20 protein-coding genes and 1 pseudogene are annotated in these 26472 nt (G+C 45.4%); 14 read left to right on the forward strand and 7 right to left on the reverse strand.

The window, feature by feature from the left end; genetic code table 11:
• Positions 1-41 precede the first annotated feature (41 nt).
• Positions 42-1117, reverse strand: a protein-coding gene (locus tag J3492_RS11975) for an IS3 family transposase (RefSeq protein WP_424108382.1) whose coding sequence is annotated in 2 segments (ribosomal slippage) — positions 42-868 and positions 868-1117 — 1077 coding nt in all. Because the reading frame shifts where the segments join, the coding sequence is not laid out codon by codon here.
• Positions 1118-1157: 40 nt separating this feature from the next.
• Between J3492_RS11975 and J3492_RS11980 the strand changes: the two genes are divergently transcribed.
• The gene (locus J3492_RS11980) at positions 1158-1682 is read left to right on the forward strand and encodes a hypothetical protein (protein ID WP_207992285.1); all 525 of its coding nucleotides are present in this window, start codon (positions 1158-1160) and stop codon (positions 1680-1682) included.
• A gap of 348 nt (positions 1683-2030) precedes the next feature.
• Here the strand turns inward: J3492_RS11980 and J3492_RS11985 are convergent, their stop codons facing one another.
• Both J3492_RS11985 and J3492_RS11990 read right to left on the reverse strand, forming a co-directional pair.
• Positions 2031-2924 (reverse strand): pirin family protein, encoded by an 894-nt coding sequence (locus tag J3492_RS11985; protein ID WP_207992286.1) that lies wholly within the window; start codon positions 2922-2924, stop codon positions 2031-2033.
• A 161-nt stretch (positions 2925-3085) separates the two neighbouring features.
• Entirely contained in the window at positions 3086-3346 is a 261-nt protein-coding gene (locus J3492_RS11990) for a DUF1289 domain-containing protein (protein ID WP_207992287.1), read from the reverse strand.
• A 187-nt stretch (positions 3347-3533) separates the two neighbouring features.
• Here J3492_RS11990 and J3492_RS11995 point away from each other — a divergent pair, with 187 nt between their 5' ends.
• The 3 genes from J3492_RS11995 (at position 3534) to J3492_RS12005 (ending at position 6942) form a co-directional block, all read left to right on the forward strand.
• A complete protein-coding gene (locus J3492_RS11995) occupies positions 3534-4145 on the forward strand; it encodes a YqiA/YcfP family alpha/beta fold hydrolase (protein ID WP_207992288.1) in 612 nt (203 codons plus the stop codon).
• A gap of 134 nt (positions 4146-4279) precedes the next feature.
• Positions 4280-6169 (forward strand): DNA topoisomerase IV subunit B, encoded by a 1890-nt coding sequence (gene parE / locus J3492_RS12000; protein ID WP_207992289.1) that lies wholly within the window; start codon positions 4280-4282, stop codon positions 6167-6169.
• Between the two features lie 89 nt (positions 6170-6258).
• Complete coding sequence (locus J3492_RS12005) at positions 6259-6942, forward strand: lysophospholipid acyltransferase family protein (RefSeq protein WP_207992290.1); 684 nt, start codon at positions 6259-6261, stop codon at positions 6940-6942.
• Between the two features lie 111 nt (positions 6943-7053).
• Here the strand turns inward: J3492_RS12005 and J3492_RS12010 are convergent, their stop codons facing one another.
• Positions 7054-7722 (reverse strand): SDR family oxidoreductase, encoded by a 669-nt coding sequence (locus J3492_RS12010; protein ID WP_207992291.1) that lies wholly within the window; start codon positions 7720-7722, stop codon positions 7054-7056.
• A 284-nt stretch (positions 7723-8006) separates the two neighbouring features.
• On the opposite strand from J3492_RS12010, the gene J3492_RS12015 reads away from it, so the two are divergent.
• The gene (locus J3492_RS12015; RefSeq protein WP_207992292.1) at positions 8007-9437 is read left to right on the forward strand and encodes a hypothetical protein; all 1431 of its coding nucleotides are present in this window, start codon (positions 8007-8009) and stop codon (positions 9435-9437) included.
• 71 nt (positions 9438-9508) lie between these two features.
• Here J3492_RS12015 and J3492_RS12020 read toward each other — a convergent pair whose 3' ends face one another.
• Positions 9509-11257: a mechanosensitive ion channel gene (locus tag J3492_RS12020; protein ID WP_207992293.1), complete on the reverse strand. Its 1749-nt coding sequence runs from the start codon at positions 11255-11257 to the stop codon at positions 9509-9511.
• 445 nt (positions 11258-11702) lie between these two features.
• Here J3492_RS12020 and bamJ point away from each other — a divergent pair, with 445 nt between their 5' ends.
• Complete coding sequence (gene bamJ / locus J3492_RS12025) at positions 11703-12434, forward strand: BamJ family beta-barrel-assembly machinery protein (protein WP_207992294.1); 732 nt, start codon at positions 11703-11705, stop codon at positions 12432-12434.
• A gap of 134 nt (positions 12435-12568) precedes the next feature.
• Here bamJ and argA read toward each other — a convergent pair whose 3' ends face one another.
• On the reverse strand, positions 12569-13891 hold the full coding sequence (argA, locus tag J3492_RS12030) for an amino-acid N-acetyltransferase (protein ID WP_207992295.1): 1323 nt from the start codon (positions 13889-13891) through the stop codon (positions 12569-12571).
• 327 nt (positions 13892-14218) lie between these two features.
• On the opposite strand from argA, the gene J3492_RS12035 reads away from it, so the two are divergent.
• The 8 genes from J3492_RS12035 to J3492_RS12070 all read left to right on the forward strand — a co-directional run bounded on the left by J3492_RS12035 (position 14219) and on the right by J3492_RS12070 (position 26172).
• Positions 14219-14800: a hypothetical protein gene (locus tag J3492_RS12035; RefSeq protein ID WP_207992296.1), complete on the forward strand. Its 582-nt coding sequence runs from the start codon at positions 14219-14221 to the stop codon at positions 14798-14800.
• A gap of 331 nt (positions 14801-15131) precedes the next feature.
• Positions 15132-17513, forward strand: coding sequence for an ATP-dependent DNA helicase RecG (gene recG, locus J3492_RS12040; RefSeq protein WP_207992297.1), 2382 nt, complete (start codon positions 15132-15134; stop codon positions 17511-17513).
• Between the two features lie 301 nt (positions 17514-17814).
• Positions 17815-19137 (forward strand): efflux RND transporter periplasmic adaptor subunit, encoded by a 1323-nt coding sequence (locus tag J3492_RS12045; protein ID WP_207992298.1) that lies wholly within the window; start codon positions 17815-17817, stop codon positions 19135-19137.
• On the forward strand, positions 19134-22241 hold the full coding sequence (locus tag J3492_RS12050; RefSeq protein WP_207992299.1) for an efflux RND transporter permease subunit: 3108 nt from the start codon (positions 19134-19136) through the stop codon (positions 22239-22241). Before J3492_RS12045 ends, J3492_RS12050 begins: the two co-directional genes overlap by 4 nt.
• Positions 22242-22397: 156 nt before the next feature.
• Positions 22398-23420, forward strand: a complete 1023-nt coding sequence (locus tag J3492_RS12055) for a DUF1852 domain-containing protein (protein WP_207992300.1) — start codon at positions 22398-22400, stop codon at positions 23418-23420.
• Between the two features lie 184 nt (positions 23421-23604).
• Positions 23605-24633: a methionine synthase gene (locus tag J3492_RS12060; protein ID WP_207992301.1), complete on the forward strand. Its 1029-nt coding sequence runs from the start codon at positions 23605-23607 to the stop codon at positions 24631-24633.
• Positions 24634-24736: 103 nt separating this feature from the next.
• Positions 24737-25252, forward strand: coding sequence for a flavin reductase (locus J3492_RS12065; RefSeq protein ID WP_207992303.1), 516 nt, complete (start codon positions 24737-24739; stop codon positions 25250-25252).
• Between the two features lie 101 nt (positions 25253-25353).
• Positions 25354-26172 carry a TSUP family transporter gene (locus J3492_RS12070; RefSeq protein ID WP_207992302.1) on the forward strand — a complete coding sequence of 273 codons (819 nt, stop codon included), beginning with the start codon at positions 25354-25356 and terminating at the stop codon, positions 26170-26172.
• Positions 26173-26250: 78 nt separating this feature from the next.
• Here J3492_RS12070 and J3492_RS13285 read toward each other — a convergent pair.
• Positions 26251-26472, reverse strand: a pseudogene (locus J3492_RS13285) (hypothetical protein); the annotation flags it as partial.

A 26472-nucleotide genomic window follows, 5' to 3' on the forward strand; every position in this document is an offset into this window, starting at 1 on the left:
TGTAAATACCCCACTCTTAACACAACATCATCGTAGAATAATTAAGCCACCTGCCTGTACTCAGCAGGTGTCATATCATTAAGTGAATCATGGGGTCTTTCAGTGTTATAAACCTTGATCCATTCCTCAGTAAGCTTACTGACTTCATTTAAATCATTGAATAAATAACAATCCAAAACCTCATTGCGGTAACTGCGATTAAACCGTTCAATATAAGCATTCTGATAAGGACAGCCAGGCTCGATATAATCAATATAGATGCCATGAGCTGATGCCCAATCAGTAAATATGCTGGATGTAAACTCACTGCCGTTATCCACACGAATTTGCTTAGGATAGCCATGCCACTCGGCTAGCTGGTCAAGGTAGCGAATTACTCGGAGTGAAGGCATACTGGTACCAATATCAATGCCTAATACTTCACGGTTGTAATCATCAATCACATTAAAGGTTCGAAAGCGAATATTGTTGTGCAGCTTATCGCTCATAAAGTCCATAGACCAAGTATGACCCAATGCGTTTGGCACACTTAGCGGCTGGGGATTACGTGTTGGTAGCCGTCTTTTAGACTTACGGCGTAGGTTTAAGTTTAACGCTGTATAAACACGGTGTACTCGCTTATGATTCCATGAATAGCCAAGCTTGCGTATACGCTTAAAACACTTTGGGAAACCCCAACGATTGTGCTTGTCAGTAAGCTTGTTTAAGACATCGATAATCTCACTATCATCAGATAGTTTAGATTTATAGTAGTAAGCAGTTCGACTCATGCACACGACCTGACAGCTCAATGCAATACTGACACCATACTGCGCCTGTAATTCTTGCGCCCAGACTTTGCGCTCGGGTACAGGCGCTATAGCTTTTTTATGATATCTTCTTGCATTTGCGCTTTAAGGCTTAAATCAGCATACATCTGTTTGAGTCTACGGTTTTCTTCTTCAAGCTCTTTTAAGCGTTTGACGTCAGAGGCTTCCATACCACCATACTTGGAACGCCATTTATAGAAAGTCGAGCTAGCAATCCCGTATTTACGACACAGCTCTTTAGCAGGTATCCCAGCTTCTGCTTCTTTTAATATCGATACGATTTGGGTCTCAGTCATTCGTTTGCTCATATCAAAACTCCTTATGGGTATTTTATAAGAAATTCTACGTTTGAGCTGTGTTAGTTTAGGGGATAGTTACAATGACTCTTGGGCATATTTGGAAAATTTTGTTCAAGTTAAATTGAATGCCTTTGTTAAAGATTTGCCTGAAAGTCACATTGATGATTTAGAGTATTTGCTTAATTATGAACCAGTAAAGATTTCAGCAGAAGAAAGACTTAAAAAAGCAAAAATGTCAGAGTTAGTAAATATAATACCGTTCAATATAGATAGTCGAATAATTGATAGAATGATTGAGATATATGGGCATTCAGATAATTACTACTCAGCCAATGGCTGGGTAAAAGAAGCTATAGTATTTGTCTTTGAATTTTCACCAGAACACGTAGAAAATATTATTGAAGTTGCGTCCAAAAATAGTCAAATTATTCATAGTAATGAATATCCTAGATTAATTCGCGCTATTCGTTCTAAGAATATTATTAGTGAAGATAAGTTGAATGGTTTATTGAAAGACAATGATATGGAAGATTTAGTTGTAATAGCGTCACCAAAAGTTGATGAGCAAATTTAAAACTTTGAATAGCGGTCTAAGTGCAACGTTCAGTGATGTTTTGAATGTTAGTTGATTTATTAATTTCCTTTAAAAAAGCAATAGAATCAATTAGGGATTTAAAATCAAACCTAATATGACAATCATTACACTATATCTTTTCAGTAAGCTGCCAACGTTTTGCTATTAGTTTGAATACTTCTTAGCGCTGCTAAGTCGTCATACAATACTAGACCAGAACCTTATGAAGGGAGCACAGGGAATCAAATCAAAAATCTTCTCCCACAAAAAAGCCCATATTAGCTAACTAATATGGGCTTTAATATTCAATAGGATATCTAAAAAACTAGGCTAGTACTTAGCTAACTACTAAGCCCCTTCACCAAACTTACCACTTTGGAAGTCAGTGATGGCTTGCATGATTTCTTGCTGACTGTTCATCACAAAGGGACCGTATTGCACAATCGGCTCGCGTAGTGGGCGACCAGTGATTAAGATCACTTTGGTATCCTCACTACTATTAGCAGTAATGGTAACGCCATCCGTATTGTCATCATTTTTCAAGATAGCCATGTTTTTACTCGGTACGATTTCGCCTTCAATGTCTACCGTACCGCGATATACAAAGGCAAACGCATTATGATCGGCTGGAATCGCTTGGCTAAAGCTAGTCCCTGCGGGTAGATGAATATCCAAATACGTCGGCTCAGTAATGTCGCGGGTGACTGCACCTTCTACGCCATGCGATCTACCCGCGATTACCGTAACGTCTACGCCATCTTCAGTTGTGTATTTAGGCAAGTCCTCACTTTGGAAATCTTTATACCAAGGGTCATTCATTTTATCTTTGGCAGGTAGATTGAGCCAAAGCTGGAAGCCTTCCATCGCGCCGTCTTCTTGTTCCGGCAATTCTGAATGAATGACACCGCTAGCCGCCGTCATCCACTGTACGCCGCCGTTTTGTAATAGCCCTTCGTTACCAGCACTATCACGGTGGCGCATACGGCCGGTGATCATATAAGTGATGGTTTCAAAGCCACGATGCGGATGATTGGGGAACCCAGCGATATAATCATCTGGATTGTCGCTTTTAAAGTTATCTAACATCAAGTAAGGGTCAAGGCGTTTTTGCAGCTGCTGCGTGAGTACGCGAGTCAGCTTAACACCCGCGCCGTCTTGGGTATCTACGCCCGCAAAAAGCTGCTCGATCTGGCGAGATTGGGTAACGGTATCTTTTATGCTGTTCGCTACAGTGTTGTTCATTATTCTCTCCTGTTTTTTTGATAACTGTCAATAATCATTGAGTTTTATCTATATTCAGTTATCTATTTAAGGTCAGGGGGATAAACTTCAATAATGTTGTGTAGGATAACTGTATTGGTATAATTAATTATTAAATTTAACTTAATATTTATATTTTCTAATTAAAACAATTCGCCTGTTTCAATAATTTCTTCAAAATCAAAGTCTAACTGCTGCCCTTTACGCTGACGCATCTGCTCGATACGCTGTCTGCGTCCATTAACCAGTCGTAGTACCTCACGGCGTTGCTCTGTCGTCATCTCGTGCCATAGCTGACGCTCTGTACGACTACGCAAGCAGCCAAAGCAGTAGCCTTTTTTATTGCTTTGACAGACACCAATGCATGGATTGGCAATCTCGAACAGCTCAAACTGCTGAATCATGGCGACTCCATCGCTACTATCGTCCTTCCTTGAATGTTACTGCTCAAGCACCGTTGTACTATGATGTCGTTGTTAATGACTAATAATGTGCCATATTATTATTACGACTCCTATTGAACTGGTGCTATGCTTAACAGTTATAGTCTGATTATAGCAATCATAACAAAATTAATAAGTGAGATTATAGGTGAATATCATTTATGTACATGGATTGGACAGCAGCGCAAACTCGATTAAAGGGCTACTGTTGGAACGTTACTGTCAGCATTATGACCCTGATATGACAGTACATCGTCCTGATTTAAATCGAGCGCCTGAGCAGGTCTTTGATGATTTAGTTGATCTAGTGACGACACTGACTGGGCGTAATCAAGATTGTAAAACGGTGTTGGTTGGTAGCTCGTTAGGTGGTTACTTTTCGACATTGGTGAGTAATGCGACTGGCTGTTCAGCGTTATTATTAAATCCCAGCACACAGCCACACCTTACTCTACAGCGGTTCGAGCAACAAGGCGTGAATGGTCAAGATAAGTCTGATGTGCTGTACACCACTTCAGGAGGCTGGGATATTACTAGGGCTGATCTCAAGTGGTTTGGCACTCATCAGCTATCGACCATCGACTATCCTAAAAAAGTGACTGCGATGATTAAAGAGGGCGACGAGCTGTTGGACGCTAATCGTGCTAAGCGTTTTTATAAGCAGCAAGGTGCGACTGTCATTGTGCAAGCTGGCGGTGATCATAGGTTTAGTGACTTTGAGGACCAGTTGCCGATGGTGATAGACCTGCTACAGTCGTGATTTTAATGTTAATGAAAAACTAAAATAGACGACATTATCTGACGTGAGCAACGGAGTATTGACCTTAACGCTGCTGTTTTTGGTTATAATGGGTGTATAGAAATAATCGTACGTCAATATTCAAGGATGCATTTGTGAATCAATATAATGCGCAATCGTTAGAAGTTTTAGAAGGGCTAGAGCCAGTACGTCGTCGTCCTGGGATGTATACTGACACCACACGTCCCAACCATTTGGCCCAAGAAGTCATCGACAACTCCGTCGATGAGGCGCTTGCCGGTTACGCTAAAACGATAAAGGTAAAGTTACATGATGATGGCTCGCTATCGGTAGAAGATGATGGGCGTGGTATGCCGACCGATATTCATCCTGAGTTTGGTCAGTCAGGTATTGAACTGATTTTGACTCGCTTGCACGCTGGTGGTAAGTTTTCAACGTCTAACTATGAAGTGTCAGGCGGTCTGCATGGTGTGGGCATTTCAGTGGTAAACGCTCTGTCCACACGCATTGAAGTCACTGTGTGGCGTGATGGTACCCAGTTTGACATGGCGTTTGAAAATGGCGCCCCAGTGACGCCGCTGACGGAGTCTGTCAGTTCCAATAAACGAAAACGTGGTACTCGGGTGCGTTTTTGGGCGGATGGCAGTTTTTTTGATACGCCCAAATTCAACATCAAACAGCTTAAGCACAATCTAAAAGCCAAAGCCGTCCTAGCGGCAGGGCTGATCATTGAATTCGTCGATGATATTCATAACGAAAAAGTCGTTTGGCAGTTTACCGATGGGGTGGTGGAGTACCTTAGTGAACAGCTAGATGGGCTGGAGACGTTGCCATCAGCACCGTTTTATTATCATCATGATGCCAAAGCGGGCGAACGTGCAGGCGTTACTTTTGCTCTGTCGTGGTTACCTGAAGGTGGCACACCGACTCAAGAAAGCTATGTGAACCTGATTCCGACAGCGCAAGGCGGCACACACGTTAATGGCTTGCGCACTGGCATCTTGGAGGCGCTGCGTGAGTTTTGTGATATTCATAATCTGCTACCACGAAATGTGAAACTGACAGCGGAAGACGTCTGGGATGGGGTCAATTATATCTTGTCCCTTAAATTTTCAGAGCCGCAGTTTTCGGGCCAGACCAAAGAACGTCTATCCAGTCGTGAAGCTGCTGGAGCGGTTCAGACTTTGGCAAAAGATGCTTTTAGTTTGTGGCTAAACCAACACGCCGATATGGGTACTCAGATTGCAGAGCTGGCCATAAATAAGGCTGGTCGTCGCCTAAAGTCTGCGAAAAAAGTGGCGCGCAAAAAAATCACCCAAGGGCCTGCACTACCGGGAAAACTGGCCGACTGCCGAGGTGATCTGCGTGATGGCGCCGAGCTATTCTTAGTAGAAGGGGACTCAGCGGGCGGCTCCGCTAAGCAAGCGCGCGATCGACATTATCAAGCGATATTGCCGCTGCGTGGTAAGATTCTAAATACATGGGAAGTGTCATCAGATACGGTGCTGTCGAGCCAAGAGATTCATGATATCGCCATCGCTATTGGTGTCGATCCTGCTTCGGATGATTTATCCGAGCTGCGTTATGACAAAATATGTATCCTCGCCGATGCCGACTCTGATGGCTTGCATATTGCGACGCTGATTTGTGCGTTGTTTGTCAAACACTTTCCAGCACTGGTTGATGCTGGGCATTTGTTTGTCGCAATGCCGCCACTATACCGAGTGGACGTGGGCAAAGCGGTACACTATGCACTAGATGAGGCAGAACTTGAACATATCTTGGCCAATGTACCCGGTAATAAAAAACCTCAAATCACACGGTTTAAAGGGTTGGGTGAGATGAGTGCTGAGCAACTGCGTGAAACCACTATGAACCGTGATACTCGTCGTCTGATACAGTTAGATATGGATGATATGACCTTGACGAATGGCGTCATGGATATGTTGTTGGCCAAAAAACGCGCGTCTGATCGCAAGTCTTGGCTTGAGAATAAGGGCAACTTAGCCGATATCTCTGTATAGACTGTGTCCTAGCACGCTGCAAAATTGAGTCTGGTCGAGCTGGGTTAGTGGTATGATAATAATCTCTTACTTTAGAAAGCGGTGCCGTTATGACATCCAAGACAACACGCTCTGTTAGAGCATCTTCCCAACTACCTAAGCTGAAGAAAAAGGACATCGGTGATTTGGTACCAAGACGTGGCAGCAAGCTTGCGTCCAAGATTGCATCCGCCTTACTCAAAGCGTCTGGCTGGCGTACAGTAGGTGAGATTCCAAATATCTCACAAGCAGTAGTGTTGGCGCTGCCTCACACTTCTAATGTCGACGGGATTTATGCGATTCCTAGTCTGTTTGCACTGGATCTAAAGATCAGTATCATGGGCAAACACACCTTATTTAAGCGGCCTGTATTTGCTCAGTTGCTACGCTGGGTAGGTGTTATTCCTATAGATAGAGGCAATAAAGGCTCAGTGCTGCAAGCCAGTATCGATAAGTTTAAAACAGGTAAGCCTTTATTTTTGGGACTCTCACCAGAAGGGACACGGGAGCACACTAAAAAATGGAAAACGGGCTTTTATTATTTAGCGGTTGGTGCTGGTGTGCCGATACTGCCTGTGGCCATGGATTATAAAACTAAGGAAATTCGATTTTTGTCACCGGTATATCCGAGTGGCGATATTGACGTTGATCTACCAAAAATATATGCTCAATATCGAGATGTGGTACCCAGACATCCTGAGCGTCTGTCGCAGCCTCTACAAGATATCAATAATCTAAAAGATGTGCATGATTAGTCTGGCAAAATAAATACAGTGGGCGTCATGCTTATGATAATACCCCCCTAACATTAAGCTGTTAGGGGGTTTTTGTATTTTTAACTGATAAGGCTCAAATTCAGCTACTTGCTACTTCCTTAAAGCGCTAACACCACCATCGACAGGTAGGCTGACGCCAGTGATCATTGCCGCATCATCACTGGCCAAAAACGTCACAGCATCTGTGACATTGACGGGGGTTGCGGTCTTACCTAAGGGACAGTGAGAGACGAATGGGTTGGGGCTGTCATCGGTCGTGACTAAGCCAGCAGTGACGGCATTAATACGCACACCTTTTGAGGCGTTTTCTAAAGCCAAGGCTTTGGTGATGGCAGATAAGCTGTCTTGCTCTGCGTTGTAAATGTCGATATTCCAATCACTTGGTATGTCAGTGAGCGTTGAGACATTGACGATATTACCTGCAGTCTTAATCAGCTCTGGAATCACTGATTTGTGAATGCCAACTTCGGTGTCAATGTTTACCATTACATCAATCCGTTCGTACTTTTGGAGGACGTGTTCTATGAGCTTGGCAATTTGAACTGGCTCATTAACATCACTGGTGACCGTCATATGGTTGCCGGTATTGATCCAAGTCGTGTCCTGCGGCAGGTCTTCATAAATATACTCTAAAATGTCATGATTGATACCGACGAGTATACAGTTGGCCCCTTCTTTGGCGAATCTAAGAGCAGCTGTGCGCCCAATATCTGAATCTGCACCCGTAATAAGTACGGCTTTATCATTAAAACGTTTCATGACATTCAATCCTTGCTATCATAAGGTTATAAGTATTATAGAAATGAAGTCCAATCAGCATGGTGGTCAGGATTGTTTCGAATTGTTGATATTGATATCGCTTAGACCATGCTTAGGTCTCTTCCTTTTATCATAACAAGTCAAAGCCCTGAAAGCGATAGGAAAGCGATGTGCTATACAGCCGCTACGATAAGTGTTGTACTTTTTAGTTTGAATAATATGTACACGAACCAATAGTGACTTGGTTTTAACCAGTAAAGAGAGATATGGTGTCCGGTCCTGATATGACGTTATCTGATTTTAAACGCTCTCATGATGCCCTAGCTTGTTACTTGCAAGCGGATACACCAGAGCTTGATTCATCTAAACCTTTAGATTTAGATATGGCACATACTTGTCGGCAGCATTTTTATGCACTGCCATTAGGCAACTTGCGATTATTGAAGGTTGTGGTATACCTGCCAACGCATATGAAGATTGAGGCCATAGAGGCAACTCAAGCTGCTGTCGTCAAGGCTGCACAAAGTTGGTATGAGTGCTTTACTCAAGGCATTAAAAGTCATAATACCAGCACCGCCACTGTGCTCGTTTTGGATATTCAGATAACAGGCAGCTTAGATACGAATCACAGTCGCATTCCTCATGATATCGTCGATAGCAATGAGGACCATGCCCAGAAGGTCCCTTGGCCACATAGCTTTGGGGCCGGTTATGTTAGACAAGAGTGGGTATCGGATTTTGACGATACACAAATGCTCCAGATATTCAGTTGGCAAGATTGGCAAAGCATCATAGCTATGCTGCAAACGCCTGGCGATATTTGGCGGTTTTTGCGCTATCACTTATCAAAGCTGCAGCAGTCACTTAAGACAGGCGTGCCTCAGTTTGATACGGAAGAAGCGCTGATAAAACAGTTTTTATATGAAACGGTTTTGTTGTCACAGGCGATAACTGTAGACAATGCCTTAATTAAATACGGTGTTCAGGATCAACCCAATCCTGCTCTCGTTACCATGAGCTTGGCGCAAAAGCACAAAAATGCGACCACACAACTGTATCATGAGCACCGTCAGCAGGCTGCTATATTATGGTCGCAGCTCAGTACACAAATGATTGATCTGGCTGCCAACAAGTCGATGCAAACAAAGACAAAAGATAGCGAAATACGCTCGTGTCAGTGGCAGCAACAACTGCTAGATGAGTCGCTATTTTCACGCCATGAGCTGGTTCGTACTTTGTACCTGTATCCTAAACAAACGAAAGCCATGAAAGAGAGTGGTTATGTGGTACATCAGCACTCCTATGAAAGTCTCGGGCGGCATTATGTGTTGATATTTTACGGAAAAGCTGTTGATGGTCAGCAAAGTAAAGCCCTGATACAACCCAATCTGGCAAAAATTGCACACGATGTGGCCACTCGGTTACCGATAGCTGAGTTACATCATGTCGTGATTTTAGGCGTAGATTTTATTGATGAAGCGCAAGCGCAATTTATTGATATCGACCTGTGGATTCAGCCAGTGGTGCCAATGACCCAACGTGAGCGTCAACTCACCAAGCAGGTACAGCAGCTGCAGCAACAAAATGCAGCAACTGCAAATGCTAAAGATGCCCATCAAATACGATCAGGTACAATAAGCGCAGGTCAAACAAAACCATTGCCGCAAGTGCGCCTGAATCTATCGATCCCTGCACGCAAATCAAACAAACCATAAAAAAAGACAGCCTAAGCTGTCTTTTTTGAATGAAAGGATTATAAGATCGACATACTTGGTTATGTCAGGATTTACTTATTGTTGATATCGTCATTTAGACCGCTACCAGGCAGTAAGTTATTGTTGTCGATGTCTTTATCAGTGATGCTACCGTCAGTCACGTTATTACTACCGGTGCTCTTCGCATTGCTGCTGGCATCATTATCAATATCAGAGGTATTGATACTGTCGGTATTAACGCCAGTCGTATCGACGACATCGGTATGAGTGTCAGTGACCGTTGTAGCAGCTGACGGCGTGTTGTCACGAACGGCATCAGCAACTTTGTCTTGAGTTGACGAGTTGGTCTGAAGTGCAGATTTTGCTTCTTCTTGCTCTTTGTCCATCTTATCTTGCATCTTGCGTAAGAAACGTGCTGCTGCTTCTTGACCACCAAGACCGAATGACAAGGCAAAGGCAACCGCTACCGCACCCAATGTTAGACCAAACGCCAAGTTCACAATAGAGTCGGCGATACCCATCGCTTTTAGACCCATCGCTAGTACTAAGCCCATGATTAAAACACGTACGATGTTCGCTAAAAACTGTGAGCCTTTTTCAGAGCGCTCGACGACACCGGCAATGATATTGGCAAGCCAAAAACCGATGAATAGAATGATTGCGCCTAAGATAATATTGGCACCAAAGGCGATGAACATGGTAATAATGGCAGAAATGGGTTCAAAACCTAGTAGATCTGCAGCTGCAATGGCGGCAAACAGCATCGCAAAGAAGACAATGGCATAACCAACCAAATCAGAGATTTGCTTGTCTCCCATGGTTTCTTGTAAGCCAACCTTGGCAGGTAATTGATTGACTTCAGTGTTTTCAATCAAACCTTTGATGATATTCGCAACCATACGTACCACATAGAATGTCACGATCAGGATAGCTGCTGCCATAAAGATATTTGGCAAGGCTTCCATGATTTTATTCAGCATGTTGGTCGCTGGACGAGCAATAACATCAATTTTTAGGGCGTTTAATGCAGCGATGGTGGTTGGAATAATAACCACTAAAAACGCCAATGAGCCTGCGATATTAGGTAAGCTGTTTTCTTCACTCACACCCGCTTTTGTAGCCAGTGCTTGTACATTAAAAGTAGAGACGAGATTGGTTACGATGCCGCGTACCACTTTGGCAATGATATAACCGACAATAAAGACCACACCAGCAATAAGAATATTAGGTACAAAGCTAAATATTTTATCAACCATATTGCTCAGTGGTGCAAACAGACCATCAAGCTCTAATTGACCTAGAACCATAGTCAATACAACCAGTAAAATGAACCAATAAACCATATCAGCAATGGTATTGCTCATAGGCTTGACACCTGCTTGCGCACTCAAGCGTTCATCCATTGTGGTCTTTGATAGTGCTGTATTAAGTGCAGTACGAGCTACAGTAGCTACAACCCAACCAATGATACCAACAGCGATAGCACCGATGAGGTTAGGAATAAATGCCAATACTTGATTTACCATATTAGCAAATGGTGCTGATATGGAGTTTAAGTTTAATTGGGTGAGCGCGCCTGAGATGGCGATGATGAAAATAAACCAGAAGATGACTTTAGATATGATACCTTCTAGATCGTAGCTTTTGCCCGTTGATGAGCTCATTCGTTGATTAAGATTGACCTTAGCCAATAAGTTACGCACCAGTGCGGCAATACCAAGCGCAACCAACCAGCCGATCACGAAAATCAAAATGGCCCCGATGATGGAGCCGATTGGCCCACCGAGATAACCATTAAAAGATGCAAACATTGGATTCATCTTATCCTCCTCTGAGTATCATGTGACAACTATAGCGACAATGATGAGAGATGTTGCGTTCTCAAAAAAGCATACACATGACTATTTAAAAATAATGTTGTTGTAATTGCAATATTCTGTTTATGTGGTCAGTAATGACTTATTGTTAATATATAAATGCTAAATTTATTCGCTAAACAAAGACTTACGCTTAACAATTTGTCAGTGACTAATTACATTTAACGATTTAGCTTAACTGATATACCAGTGTAGTTAAAGATAGAAAGCTTAACTTGAGACTATAATTGTGTGATAAGTTGTTATTTTAGAGATAAATAGTAACAAAGAATGTACACTCTACCGATAAATTATTTTGTAATCGTGGCTCCTAAAACCAGTATTTGTTATGATGACAGGCGAATCAAACCACTAAAATCGCAATTACTTTTTAACTTGAGAGTACTCTATGAAAAAAATCAACACCTTAACCATCAGTGCGCTGGCAAGTGCTATGTTGTTAGTGACAGGCTGTAGTACCAATAATGGTAACCAAGAAAGCGCTGTAAAAAGCGTATCGGTAACCGAGCAAAGCTCAGCAACAGAGAAAGTTGGCTACAGCTTGGGCTATATGATGGCAGAAGGGAATAAAGATGCCGTACAAGACTTGGATCTTGATATGTTTGAGCAAGGCTTCCGTGATGGCTATGAAGGCAATGATTCTGCATTGACTCAAGAGCAGATGGAAGAAGTGCTTATGACGTACCAAAAAGAGCAAGAAGAAAAGTTCGTCCAAGACATGCAAAACAAAGCGGAAGAAAACAAAGCGGCAGGTGAGGCCTTCTTAGCAAAAAACGCTAAAAAAGAAGGTGTGCAAGTCACGGATTCAGGCTTACAATACAAAGTCATCGAAGCGGGTACTGGTAAATCACCTAAGGCGACTGACATCGTTGAAGTCAATTACGAAGGTAAACTCATCGATGGTACGGTATTTGACAGCTCTTATGAGCGTGGTGAGCCCATCGAGTTCCCATTGAATCAAGTGATCGCTGGCTGGACTGAAGGTTTACAGTTGATGAAAGAGGGCGGCAAATACGAATTTTATATTCCTGCAGATATCGCATATGGCGAAGCAGGTAATGCAGGTATTGAGCCAAACAGTACTCTGATTTTTACTGTTGAGCTATTATCAGTGAAGTAAAGCTGGCAGTAAGATAACACGTATTAACAGTTAGTAAGAGATCATGAAAAAGCCCTCAGTTCTTCAGCTGAGGGCTTTTTTAGACGATGTCTGTTTTAATAAGGTCTTTAGCAGACTTTGGTTTTAAAGTAGTTTTAAAGGGTTTTTTGAAAAACTTTTGAATTGCGGCTGTTATCGTATTGTACTTGACGTGATTTAGGTAGAGCGCTAGCGTCTACTTCAGCAAAGCCATGCTCAACAAACCAGTGCGCAGTCCGAGTCGTCAAGACAAAAAGCTTATCAAGCCCATGACTACGGGCTTGCTGCTCTAAGAAAGCAAGTAAATCATTGCCCCGGCTACCGTTGCGATATTCAGGATGTACGGCGACACAAGCGACTTCTGCTGAGTCGTCATCTAAGGGATACAGCGCCGCACAGCCTAAAATCATACCATCCCGCTCAATGACACTATAGTTGTCAATTTCTTGCTCTAAGCGCTCACGTGAACGTGCCACCAAGATACCTTGCTCTTCAAGCGGAGCGAGCAGCTTTGTCAGACCCACCACATCATCAATATTTGCATGACGAATTTCTTCATAAGGGTCATGACTGATCAAAGTCCCAGAACCATCACGAGTAAACAGCTCTTCTAGTAGGGCGCCGCTTTTGGCATACGAGATGATATGAGTGCGATGAACGCCTTGACGACAAGCATTGCTAGCACAGTGTAAAAAGTAATTAATCTCACTGTTTAGATCACGGTCACGTAAGAAACGATCGACTTCATTTGGAATCATTTCTCGCAGTAAGCGCTCCCCATCGTTGATGCCTGCCTCTTCACCTAACAAGATGAGCTTGTCTGCATTAAGTGCTACCGCTGCACTCAAAGCAACGTCCTCACCTAACAAGTTAAAAACTTCACCAGTCGCTGAATAACCCATTGAGCCTAAGATCACAATATGATCATGGAGTAAGTTGTTTTTAATAGCGTCAACATCGATAGAGCGCACTTCACCAGTCATCTGATAGTCAACGCCGTCACGGATACCATAAGGCCGTGCGGTCACAAAGTTGCCAGAGACGGCATCAATGCGTGAGCCATACATAGGGGAGTTGGCCAGCCCCATCGACAGCTGCGCTTCAATCTGTAAGCGAATGGCACCGACAGCTTGTAAGATAGACGGCATCGCCTTGCGCGGGGTGACACGGATGTCTTTATGTAAGGGTGACGTGACACCGATTTCTTCGAGGTTCTTTTCGATCTGTGGACGAGCCCCGTGCACCAGTACCAGCTTGATCCCCAAACTGTGCAAAAGTGCAAAGTCATGGATAAGGGTATTAAAGTTTGGGTGATTGACCGCCTCACCGCCAAACATAATCACGAAAGTCTTGCCGCGATGCGTGTTGATGTAGGGCGCTGAGTTACGGAACCAGTGGACGTATTCGGGGTTGATCTGTGGCATGGCGCTAGTAGTCATAGTAGGGGCAATAATAGTCGTCAGAATAATAAAAGAAAGGAAATCAATAAAGCTTATCGCTCAGGATTTACCATAGCAAAAAACACTGAGATGGGCTATCTTTTATTTTAGCGATATCACGCCAGTTTATAGAAATCTATATATACACAACCTAAACACGGGATGAGTGTACCTCCAAAAGCTTTTTGCTATGCTAAGTGCTATTGTCTTAATGGCAAACAGCGTTATGATGGCTCTTAGTCTTAAGCTCTCACTAAAGGCGTGTCTTTTGTTTTTGAAATCGTAATTTGACCAGCATCGATATATCAATTAGGAATAATGAATACCATGAAAAAAAGCAACCAGTTAGCCAACCCGTTTACCGCTTGGGCCGGTCATCGTTTGTTTCACATCGTTGCCGGTACGCTTATCGGAGCGATGGCAGTGACTCAAGCATCAGCGATGTTACCGACGCCAGAACCGGCGCTCGATAATACCGCTACTGCTCAGTCGGCAGAGAGCAGCAACTCAAGTGCTCAAGCCATTAATACTAAGATTACGGCCTCTTTAATCAGTGTCGATGCCAACGGGCAAGAGCTATTAGTACCTGTCACTGACAAGACCCGCTTACAGTCAGGCAATATCCTAGAGTATCAAGGGTTTTTTACCAATACCAACCCAGATCGGGTACGCAAAATGACGGTAACCCTGACTATTCCAGAGCAAGTTGAGCTGCTGCGCACCGTCGCACCTGATTTTCCATATGGTAGTGTGGATGGCAATACTTTTTCGCGTATGCCATTACGTACTCGAGTCGATAACCAGTTGCAAGAAGTGGGTCTTGAGCATTACAAAGCAGTACGCTGGGATGTAGAAGGTGTTGGTCTGAATGATACTGTGGTGGTTAAATACCGTGCAAAAGTAAAATAACGTTGGTATTTGATATTTAGATGATAGAAAAGCACTGCAGTTGATGATTGTGGTGCTTTTTTTATGGAAACACTAAAAGTTATATTGTAATAGTGGGCTTGCAGTAAACAGGGTCCAGTCTTTATGGTGTACTACTGGTATAAACTTCCTTTGCTTGTGGAGCGACGTCAGCATGATTAAAGCACTTGATTGCGCCAAGCAGCAGTCTTACCAAATGCTGAAGATAATGAGCAGCGTTGTCAGTTATAATGACATTAGCCAGTAGGTTATAGTGTGATGATAATACTGGCTTTTGTCATACACAAAACAAATAATACTGTTAGGATCTTTGATGCCTATATCTACTCAGCCGTCATCTCATCATGCTATCAACTCTGCACAAACACAGGGTGCAGTCTCGGCGCTCGATATGCCAGTGACGGCGCTGGCAGGTGTTGGGACAAAGGTCGCTGCACAGTTGGCGCAGTTGCACATCGAGCGGATATTTGATTTGTTGCTGCATCTGCCCCGTGATTATGAAGACCGAAGTCGACTGGTATCGATAGCCGATGTCAGTCATGGCCAAGCAGCATTAATCACTGGGCGTGTGGTACATGTCGATACCAAGCGTAGTGGTATGACAGTGATCGTGGATGATGGTACAGGTACGATATCTTTGCGTTTTTTTAAGGTCTATCGAGGTCTTGCACAAACCATGAGTGTGGGCACACAGTTGCAACTGTTTGGCGAGGTAAAAATAAGCCGTTACGGTAAGCAGATGCATCATCCTGAGTATCAGATCATTACTGATAATACCGTCATGACCAATGCAGGCCTACAGCCTATTTATCCTACTGTCAAAGGATTGCACCAAAACAAGCTACGCACCCTGATTAAGCTTGCGCTACAAACGGTGCGCAGTCAAGGATTGCCCATGACCTTGTTTATGCCTGATGATTTTGTGGTTGTGGCAGACTTACCCCTAGCACCTTTTGAGCCCACACAGTCATTAGCCACAGAGGACAGCTATGCGGAAGATATATTCTCAACCTTAGCTCGTAGTGTGCCTGATAATAATATCGACACTGTCGCTAGCAGAGTCAATAAAGCCAGTGCCACTGTCTATAATGTCAGCAACGATGTCAGTAATAAGAGTGCTTTGGTCGCTAGTAGTGCCCATAACAGGGCTCATGATAATGTCTATAGTCTCACGATATTTGAAGCCTTAGTACTACTGCATACTCCGCCCACCTATACTGATACAGGTCAACAATACAAGCTATTGACTCAGTTGAGTGCACGCACGCACGCCGCCTGCCAGCGTCTTATCATTGAAGAGCTGACAGCGCATCAGCTCAGCTTGCTTTATCGTCGTCAGCAGCTACATCAGTATAAAGCGCCCAAATGTGCCACTCAAAGCTCACTGGCGGATCAGCTATTTGCCGCATTGCCCTTTGAGCTAACAGGGGCACAACAACGTGTGATGAGAGACATCACTGCTGATATGGCGACTTCTGTTCCGATGCTGCGACTGGTACAAGGCGATGTCGGCGCAGGAAAAACGTTGGTAGCAGCGGGAGCAGCGGGCTATGCGCTTGATAGCGGCTGGCAAGTGGCGGTTATGGCACCGACTGAGATCTTGGCTGAGCAGCATCTGCTTAATTTTAAACAATGGTTTGAACCCTTAGGTATCGAAGTTGGTTGGCTGGCGGGTAAGCAAACGGCAAAGCAGCGCCGTGAGGCACTAGAAGCTGTGAGTGAAAACAAGGTGCAAGTGGTGGTTGGTACGCATGCGCTGTTTCAGGAGCAAGTGCAGTTTGCCAAACTGGGCTTGGTCATTATTGATGAGCAGCATCGTTTCGGTGTTGAGCAGCGCATGGCTTTGACCAATAAAGGTGTGGCAGGTAGCACACCGCACCAGTTGATTATGACGGCAACCCCGATACCACGTACACTGGCGATGAGTGTCTATGGTGATATGGACACCTCTATCATTGATGAGCTGCCACCTGGGCGCACGCCAATTACGACTGTGACCATTGATCGTAATCGCCGTGATGAAGTTATTGAGCGCATTGCGATTAATTGTGAAGCAGGGCGGCAAGCGTATTGGGTTTGCTCCTTGGTAGAAGAGTCAAGTGTGCTCGATGCGCAAGCGGCAGAAGCGACTTTTGAGGACTTAAATGAACGTTTGAACCTTCGTATTGGTCTCGTCCATGGCAAGATGAAGTCTGCTGACAAACAAGCCATCATGCAAGAGTTTAAGGCAGGTAACCTTGATTTGTTGATTGCCACTACTGTCATCGAAGTCGGCGTCGATGTGCCTAATGCCTCCCTGATGGTCATCGAAAATGCTGAGCGTTTGGGGCTGTCGCAGTTGCATCAGCTGCGCGGCCGGGTGGGGCGTGGTTCGACTAAGAGCTTTTGTGTGCTGCTGTATCAAAAGCCCTTATCAGAGACAGGGACTGAACGGCTAAATGTGCTGCGTGACAGTACCGATGGCTTTGTTATTGCCCAAAAAGACTTAGAGCTACGGGGACCTGGTGAATTACTGGGCAAACGCCAAACCGGTAATATCGGGTACTATCTGGCGGATTTGATTCGTGATGAGCAATTGTTTGCCATTGCTCAGCGCTTGGCCAAACATTTGATCTCAGATCCTAGTCGTAAGGCTGATGTTAGTCAGTTGATACATCGCTGGATGCCAGAGGCCAGCCGTTATACCAATGCCTAAAAAACAACTGGGCTTGAGCCTGAGGTAAGGGCACTGTGGTGTGGAGCCAGCAAAAAACCAGCGAAGCGCATCAATACCTGATGAAAGCGCTTAACCAGATGCAGCAGCTAGTACGAGCGCATGACTGTCAATCTGATTATTAACCTACTAGGGCGGCTTATAGGTGAAGACAGACTGATTGTAGACTGACAGTAACACGTCTAATGATTGACCCCCAGTTGCGATACTATAAAATACTAAAAACAATAATGACATAAGTTTTTATTACAGCATCTAATGCACCTATTTATAGAGACAGACTATGAGCGATCTTTCTGACCCTAACCATAAACCAACGCCAAAGCCCGCCAAGCCAGAATCGATCAACGAGTCTGAGCTGCCACCCTCTCAACAGGCCAAGCAGCATTCTAGCCTCTCGTCAAAGCTGCCGATGTGGTTACTTCCTGTATTGATAGCAGTACTCGTCATCGGCGTGCTTTTAGGACGGTTTTGGGGCGGTACAGATGCTGAGAGTCAAACAACACCTGCAAGTGCCAAGGGTGATAATGCCGTGATGGATGTGACGGCTGGCGAACAAGCTGTATTGTCAGTTGAGACGGTACAGCCAAGCCAAGACACTATCGGTAATACTTTGAGTGCCGATGGTGCCATTAGTGCCAAAGATACTGCTAATGTCAGTGCCAAGGTCAGTGGTGTGGCGGTTGAGCGGGTCTTGGTGGAGGAGGGCGATCAGGTCGCAGCAGGACAGGTATTGGCGATATTTGATACCGATGCGATGGCGCAGCAGGTGTTGCAGGCCGAAGCTGATGTTGCCGAGGCCGAAGCCACACTGGCCAATGCCAGTGCTGATGCAGCACGAATACTGCCGCTGCTTGATATCGATGCCATCAGTCAGCAAGAAGCCGATCGTTATCGTACTTCTGAGGTTCGTGCCAGAGCCTCTCTACAAGCCGCAAAAGCACGCTTGAATAATCAACGCTTGACCTTAAACAATGCCAAAGTTACGGCGCCAGTTAAGGGGGTTATTAGTGAAAAGCGAGTAGAGGTCGGCATGGTCGCAGGCGGTGAGCCGTTATTTACAATCATAAAAAATGGGGTTTTAGAATGGCGTGCTGATATGGATCCCAAACTCATCGGTGATATCAGCATAGGGACGCCAGTAAAAGTCAGTCTGCCAAGAGGCCAGTCAGTGATGGGTCAAGTGAGACGTATTGCTCCCACTGCAGATAATAATCGGCAAATCACCATCTATGCCAGTCTGGCGGCCAATCCAGCGGTGCGTGCTGGCATGTATCAAACAGGTGAGTTTTTGCTCGGTAGTGATAGTATGCAAACCGTACCCAATAGCACTATCGTCAGTAACGATGGCTATGATTATGTGATGATGGTCACTCAGATACGTACGACCAGAGAAGAGCAAAAGCTAGGTCGTATTCAGCAGCAACGTGTGACGTTGGGAGAGCGTATCGGTGATAGCGTGGTGCTGACTGAGCCGCTACCTGCTGATAGTAGACTGGTCAAGCAAGGCGGTAGCTTTTTAAATGATGGCGATTTGGTGCGTATTGTCGATGGACTGAATGAAAGTACCACCACAGCAACCGACACATCGCAGGTAGCATCATGAACTTTAATGCGTCGTCTTATTCAATTAGAAACCCATTGGTCGCAATCTTATTGTTTGTATTGTTGACGATGGGCGGGGTGTACGGCTTTTTACAAATGAAGGTACAGCAGTTTCCAGATATTGATCTGCCTGCTGTGGTAGTGACTGTGACGCTGCCAGGCGCAGCTCCCGCTCAACTTGAAAATGACGTCGCAAAAAAAATTGAAAACCAGCTCACCAGTATCGATGGTATCAAACATATTCGTAGCAGCTTACAGACAGGCGTTGCGACTATTTCGACGGAATTCATACTCGATAAAGACATTCAAGAAGCAGTCGATGATGTGCGCTCAGCGGTTGGAGAGGTGCGTGGTGACCTGCCAGCAGCAGCCAATGAGCCTATTATTACCAAAGTATCTACCTCAGGGTTTCCAATCGTTACTTATACTGTGGCAGCGGACAATATGAGTGTAGAAGACCTTTCCTGGTTCGTCGATGACACTATTACCAAGCGTTTATCTGATATTCAAGGTGTGGGTTCTATTAGCCGTGTCGGTGGTCTCGATCGTGAGATTACTGTCGCAGCTGACCCCATCGCCCTAAGTGGTTTACAGTTTTCTATCGTGCAGCTGTCACAGCAAATAGCAGGCATTCAACAAGACAGCTCAGGCGGCGAGGCTGAAGTTGGTAAAACCACACAGACTATTCGGGTGTTGGGTGCGGTCGAACGTGCCAATGAACTAAACGAGCTACAGATTGCAGTACCCACTGGAGGCACGCAGGCACTAGGACGTATGGCCGAAGTGACAGATGGCGCTGCTGATCGAAGCTCTGTCGCTAAGCTAGATGGACAAACGGTCGTGGCTTTTGATATCACCCGCTCACGTGGTGCCAGTGAGGTAGAGGTCATGGCACGCATCGATGAGGCGCTTGCACAATTGAGTGCGGACATGGGAAATGTCACCATTAATAAAGCTTATGATAGAGCCACGCCCATAAAAGAAGACTACCAAGCGTCATTGCGTATGCTGATCGAGGGCGGTATTTTGGCCGTGGTCGTGGTGTTTTTGTTTTTGCGCAATATTCGCGCCACCATCGTGACGGCGGTAGCGTTGCCATTGTCAATTATCCCTACGTTTTTGGGCATGTATCTGTTTGATTTTAGCCTCAATATCATCTCGCTTTTGGCGTTGTCGTTGGTGATAGGGGTGCTGGTCGATGATGCTATCGTTGAGGTTGAAAATATCATGCGTCACTTGCGCATGGGAAAAACACCTTATGAAGCAGCGATGGAGGCAGCAGAAGAGATTGGTTTGGCAGTGGTCGCCACTACTTTTACTTTGATTGCAGTATTTTTGCCCACTGCTTTTATGGGTGGTATCGTCGGTCAGTTCTTTCGTCAGTTCGGATGGACAGCTGCTATGGCAATATTTGCTTCATTGATGGTAGCACGTCTGATCACCCCGATGATGGCCGCTTATGTTTTGCGTCCTGAAAAAAAACGAGTAGAAAAACAAAGCAGGGTTATGACGTGGTATCTGAACGTCGTATCGTGGACACTGCAGCACCGCACGTTGACGATGACAGCCACGATCGCCTTGTTTATAGCATCATTAACCTTGGTAAAGCTGTTGCCAACCGCTTTTATTCCTGACGATGACATCGATCAGACGAGGGTAGCAGTAGAGCTGACTCCTGATGTGGCGCTTGAGGACACCGAACGGGTGCTGGCTTTGACGGATGCGCGTATTTCAGCCTTGCCAGAAGTCAAGAGCACTTTTATGACCGTTGGGCAAGCACAAGCAGCCATGGGGCCCAATACGAGTGGTAGTGGCAATATGGCAAAAAATATCGGTAGCCTAGATATCGTCTTAGTGCCACGAGCTGAGCGTACTTCTAAGCAAGAGATAGAAAGGCGTATCAGTGCGATAGTGGCAGAAATACCTGGCGCTCGCTTTACGGTCGGCTTGGCACTTGGTGGCGAAACGGGCTACAACTTATCCTTGACCAGTACCAGTCCAGAAGTGCTGGAGCAGAATGCGCAGCAGATGATGTCTGAGATACGAGCACTGCCTGGTGTCGGTGCGGTCACCAGTGATCGCAGCTTACCTCGGCAGGAGCTGACGGTCATGCCGGATCGTTTGGCTATGGCAGACAAAGGTGTCACCACCCAAGACATCGCCACCACCTTACGCATTGCCACTGTCGGCGATTATGAGCAGCGTTTGTCTAAGCTGAACTTAGACACCAGACAAATCCCGATAGTCGTACGTCTGCCCGATGTTGCCAAGCAAAATATCAATCAGTTAGAGGGGCTATACGTTCCTAGTACGCACCCGACAGGGCAAGGCGTACGTGTCGGTGAAGTGGCTGACTTGAGCTTTGGGACAGGGCCCGCTCAGATCAGTCGCTTGGATCGTGAGCGCGCAATAGGTATCACTGTGCAACCAGAAGACGGTGAGCTTGGCGATTTAGTACAGGCGGTCAAGGCTATTCCATCAATGCAAAACTTACCGACCTCGGTGACAGTGATCGACCAAGGGCAGGCAGAAAACATGGCTGAGCTGTTTAGCGGTTTTGTCATCGCTATGTCAGTCGGTATCGTTTGTATTTTGGGTGTGTTGATTTTACTGTTTGGCCGTTTGTTGCAGCCCTTTACGATTTTGATGGCGCTGCCGCTCTCGATAGGGGGCGCTTTTGTGGGTTTGGTGATGACCAAAAGCAGTCTCTCCATGCCTTCTATGATTGGCTTTATCATGCTGATGGGTATCGCTACCAAAAACTCTATCCTGCTGGTGGACTATGCTCTAATCGCTCAGCGTCGAGGTCTAGAGCGCTTTGCTGCGATTCTTGATGCGTGCCGTAAGCGGGCACGTCCTATTATTATGACGAGTATTGCGATGGGGGCGGGCATGCTGCCATTGATATTTGGCTGGGGTGATGCCGATCCCACCTTCCGTCGGCCGATGGCAGCGGCGGTACTTGGCGGGCTTGTGACCTCTACTTTGCTCAGCTTGGTGGTGATTCCTGTGGTTTATACTTTGATGGATGATGTGTCAGCCTGGTTTGCTAAGTGGCTGACGCCTAGTGGCAAGCCGCAGTCGGCTACCGATGAAAATACGTGATATAAGCATTATCTACATAAATAAAATAACTGCTATGACCTGAATTTAATTCATCTTATGTTTAAATAGTATCGTTTTTATTCATGATTTACTTTGGGTATGATGCATCTCATATAGACATTGAGTTGATATTAGAAACAAAGGTAGCGGATTATCATGAGTAAACCATTTACGTATTCCATCTCAAGCATTCGTTTTGATGAAAACTATCAGCCGGCAGACAGTACCCGTCTGACGACCAACTTTGCCAATTTGGCTCGTGGTGAGCAGCGCCAAACTAACTTGCGCAAGACGCTCACTATGATAAACAATCGCTTCAATGCACTGGCACATTGGGACAACCCAAACGCTGATCGTTACTCTATCGCAGTAGATATCGTCTCGGCCGACTTAGATATCGAAGGTAATGGCGATACTTTTCCCATCATTGAAACACTAAAGACCACCATCACTGATCATAAAGACAATACCTGCATCGATGGGATGATTGGCAACAGTTTTTCTTCGTATGTGCGTGATTATGACTTTAGCGTGGTACTGCCTGCGCATTTTGAACAAAACCCCGGCACGCCGCCCGAAGAGAGTTTTGGTGACTTGCATGGCAAGCTGTTTCAAGACTTATTGCACTCAGAAGCTTACCAAGCACAGTTTCATAAAAAACCTGTGATCTGTCTAAGCGTTTCGACCAGCAAAACTTATTATCGCACGGGTAATCAGCACCCTGTATTGGGGGTCGAATACAGACAAGACGACTACTCACTCACCGATGATTACTTTTTTAAGATGGGTTTGACCGTGCGTTACTTTATGCCTAAAGGCAGTGTGGCACCGTTAGCGTTTTATTTTGCTGGGGACTTACTCAGTGATTACAGCGATCTTGAGTTGATCAGCGCCATTGCGACAATGGAGACCTTTCAAAAGATTTATCGCCCTGAGATTTATAATGCCAACTCGGCAGCAGGTCAGGTGTTTCAGCCAAGTTTAAACTATCAAGACTACTCACTCACACAGATTGAATATGACCGTGAGGAGCGCAGTGAGCTTGCGGTAAAGCAAGGTAAGTTTACCCAAGAGGCATTTATCCAACCGTATCAAGCCATTCTCGACGAGTGGGCAGCCAATTATGTCGTGACCAGTGAGACTGCCCAAAAAGATGCGGCTAAAAAACGTGCGGCTTAATAGCTCAAAATATATATCCGCTCCAATGTAAAAATATAGAGAGATTGAAATGAGTTTGTCTTGCGTGCTGTGTCTACGCTGACAGAGGCTGCAAAAAACTCATTTCAGTCTCTTATCAAAACCCACTGTAGCCACTTTATTTAGTGGCGACTATTGAAGAACAAAATATAAGAGACGAATCAAGATGACACTATTATTACCGACCTCAACCGCTGGCAGCTTGCCAAAGCCTTCTTGGCTGGCAGAGCCTGAAAAACTATGGTCACCTTGGAAGTTACAAGGTGATGAGCTGATAGAGGCCAAACAAGACGCACTACGGGTATCACTACAAGAGCAGCGACAAGCAGGCATCGACATCGTCAGTGATGGTGAGCAGACCCGCCAGCATTTTGTCACCACCTTTATTGAGCATTTGGACGGCGTCGATTTTGAAAGTCGTGAGACGGTCAAAATCCGTGATCGCTATGAAGCCAGTGTGCCCTCAGTGGTGGGCGCAGTGAGCCGCCCGCAGCCTGTGTTTGTCGACGATGCGAAGTTCTTACGTGCGCAGACCGATCAGCCGATCAAATGGGCGCTGCCCGGCCCGATGACCATGATCGACACGCTGTATGATGGTCACTACAAGAGCCGTGAAAAACTGGCGTGGGAGTTTGCTAAAATTCTCAATCAAGAGGCCAAAGAGTTAGAAGCGGCTGGCGTGGATATTATTCAGTTCGATGAGCCAGCATTTAACGTCTTTTTCGATGATGTCAACGACTGGGGCATTGCCACTTTAGAGCGTGCTATCGAAGGTCTTCAATGTGAGACAGCGGTGCATATTTGCTACGGTTATGGCATCAAGGCCAACAACGACTGGAAAAAAACGCTGGGATCAGAGTGGCGTCAATATGAGCAAGCGTTTCCAAAGCTCCAGCAATCTGCCATCGATATCGTGTCGCTTGAATGTCAAAACTCGCATGTGCCCATGGATTTGATTGAATTGATTCGCGGTAAAAAGGTGATGGTTGGTGCAATCGACGTGGCTACTAATGACATTGAAACTCCTGAGGAGGTAGCCGATACGCTACGCAAGGCTTTACAGTTCGTCGATGCGGAAAAGCTGTATCCCTCGACCAACTGCGGTATGGCGCCGTTGTCTCGTGAGGTGGCACGTGGCAAACTACAGGCGCTGAGTGCTGGTGCGGCAATCGTGCGGCAAGAATTGAGCATTTAGCAAAACTTAACAAGTTCTGGCTTGTTTCAGCTTATGAGTGGCCTCAGTTAAAAAGGTATTTATAGATTTAACGTTTCTCAGGATTGTAGCAATGATTAAAAACATGATTGAAGCCACTGATTTTAGAGATGCCATGGCGTTATTGCCCACGGCGGTCAATGTGATTACCACAAATGGCCCTTCTGGCATACATGGGTTTACTGCTTCAGCGGTATGTAGCGTCACCGATACGCCGCCGACACTGCTGGTGTGTATGAATCAAGCCGCACGCTCACATGCGCATTTTGTCGATAATAAAGTCTTGAGCGTCAATGTGCTTGGCGCTCAGCATGAACCCATATCTAATGTCTTTGCCTCCAAGCTCTGCTCCACAGATCGGTTTGGATATGGTACTTGGACGGAGCTAAGCACGGGCGCACCTATATTGGCAGATGCCTTGGTTAGCTTTGACTGCGAGATTGAGGACATTCAGCAAGTGGGCACGCATAGTGTGTTTATGTGCCGAGTGGTCGCCATCAAACCCTCTAAGCCACAAGGCAACACTGATGGCAGCCTTGATGAAAGTTTGGTATATTTTAACCGCGCTTATCATTACGTCGGTCAAGTCGAGACTTTATAAATGAGAGCTTGGTAAATGAGAGCTTGATTAATGCCTCTCTTTTATATTGATCTGACCATCAGAGCTCCCTCATCAATCATTAACTAAGAAGACGCTATCCCGTGGAATTACTCATTTTTTTAGTCATAGGTGCACTAGCAGGATTTGCAGCCGGACTGTTTGGCGTGGGCGGTGGCACCATTATCGTACCGCTGTTATTTATCGTCTTTACCCAAATGGGTTACGATGCCGATACCATCATGCATCTGGCTTTGGGGACGTCGCTTGCGACCATCATCGTCACCTCGATCAGCTCATTAATGGCACACAATAAAAAGGGCGGCGTCATGTGGCCGGTCTTTAAAAACCTCGCACCAGGGCTAGCAATCGGCTGCTTTTTGGGCGCTGGGATTGCAGGTTTGCTCTCGGGCGTGCTTTTACAGCTTATCGTCGGGGTGTTTTTGCTGTGGGTGGCTTATAGAATGTTTACCGCTGGTAAAAGACGCACAGATGTGAATGATACGAGTCATGCGCCTGTAGTACTACCGTCTAAACCCAAGCAACTCGCAGCAGGTGGCGTTATCGGTGTGGCTTCGGCCATTTTTGGTATTGGCGGCGGTAGCTTAACGGTGCCGTATCTCACCCGTTATAATGTGGTCATGCAAAAAGCGGTGGGCACGTCGGCGGCGTGTGGCTTGCCGATTGCCATTGCTGGTGCGCTCGGCTTTATGTTCTTTGGTATGCAGCAGCAAGTTGATGTACCCAACACCATTGGCTTTGTGCATATTTATGCCTTTTTGGGCATTGCGAGTATGAGCTTTTTTACCGCTAAAGTTGGGGCAAAAGTCGCGCATATGCTCTCACCGCCACTGTTAAAAAAGTGCTTTTCGGTATTGTTGTTTGTGGTGGGGCTTTATTTTCTTTATAAGGGTTTGGTTTAAGGGTAGCTTGGGCTTGGGAGGATTTCCAATCAATGCTCCTAAAGTGATTTTAATGAAGGGGCTTTGTTGAGGTACAGCCTATGTATTGCGCGGTGCAAACATAATAATAGCCATACCTAGCAGTGCCACTGAGGTACCTAATATATCCCATGTCGTTGGCCGAATACCATCGACCGCCCATAACCATAAAATTGCGGGTGGTGTGTCAGAAAGTATGCTGAGGAAATAAAAGGAGAGTGACAGCCGAAGCAAGATGATATATTTGAGGTTATGAAGACACAAATAGAAATCAGCTGCCCC

The organism is Psychrobacter coccoides, from assembly GCF_017498085.1.
Classification (GTDB): domain Bacteria; phylum Pseudomonadota; class Gammaproteobacteria; order Pseudomonadales; family Moraxellaceae; genus Psychrobacter; species Psychrobacter coccoides.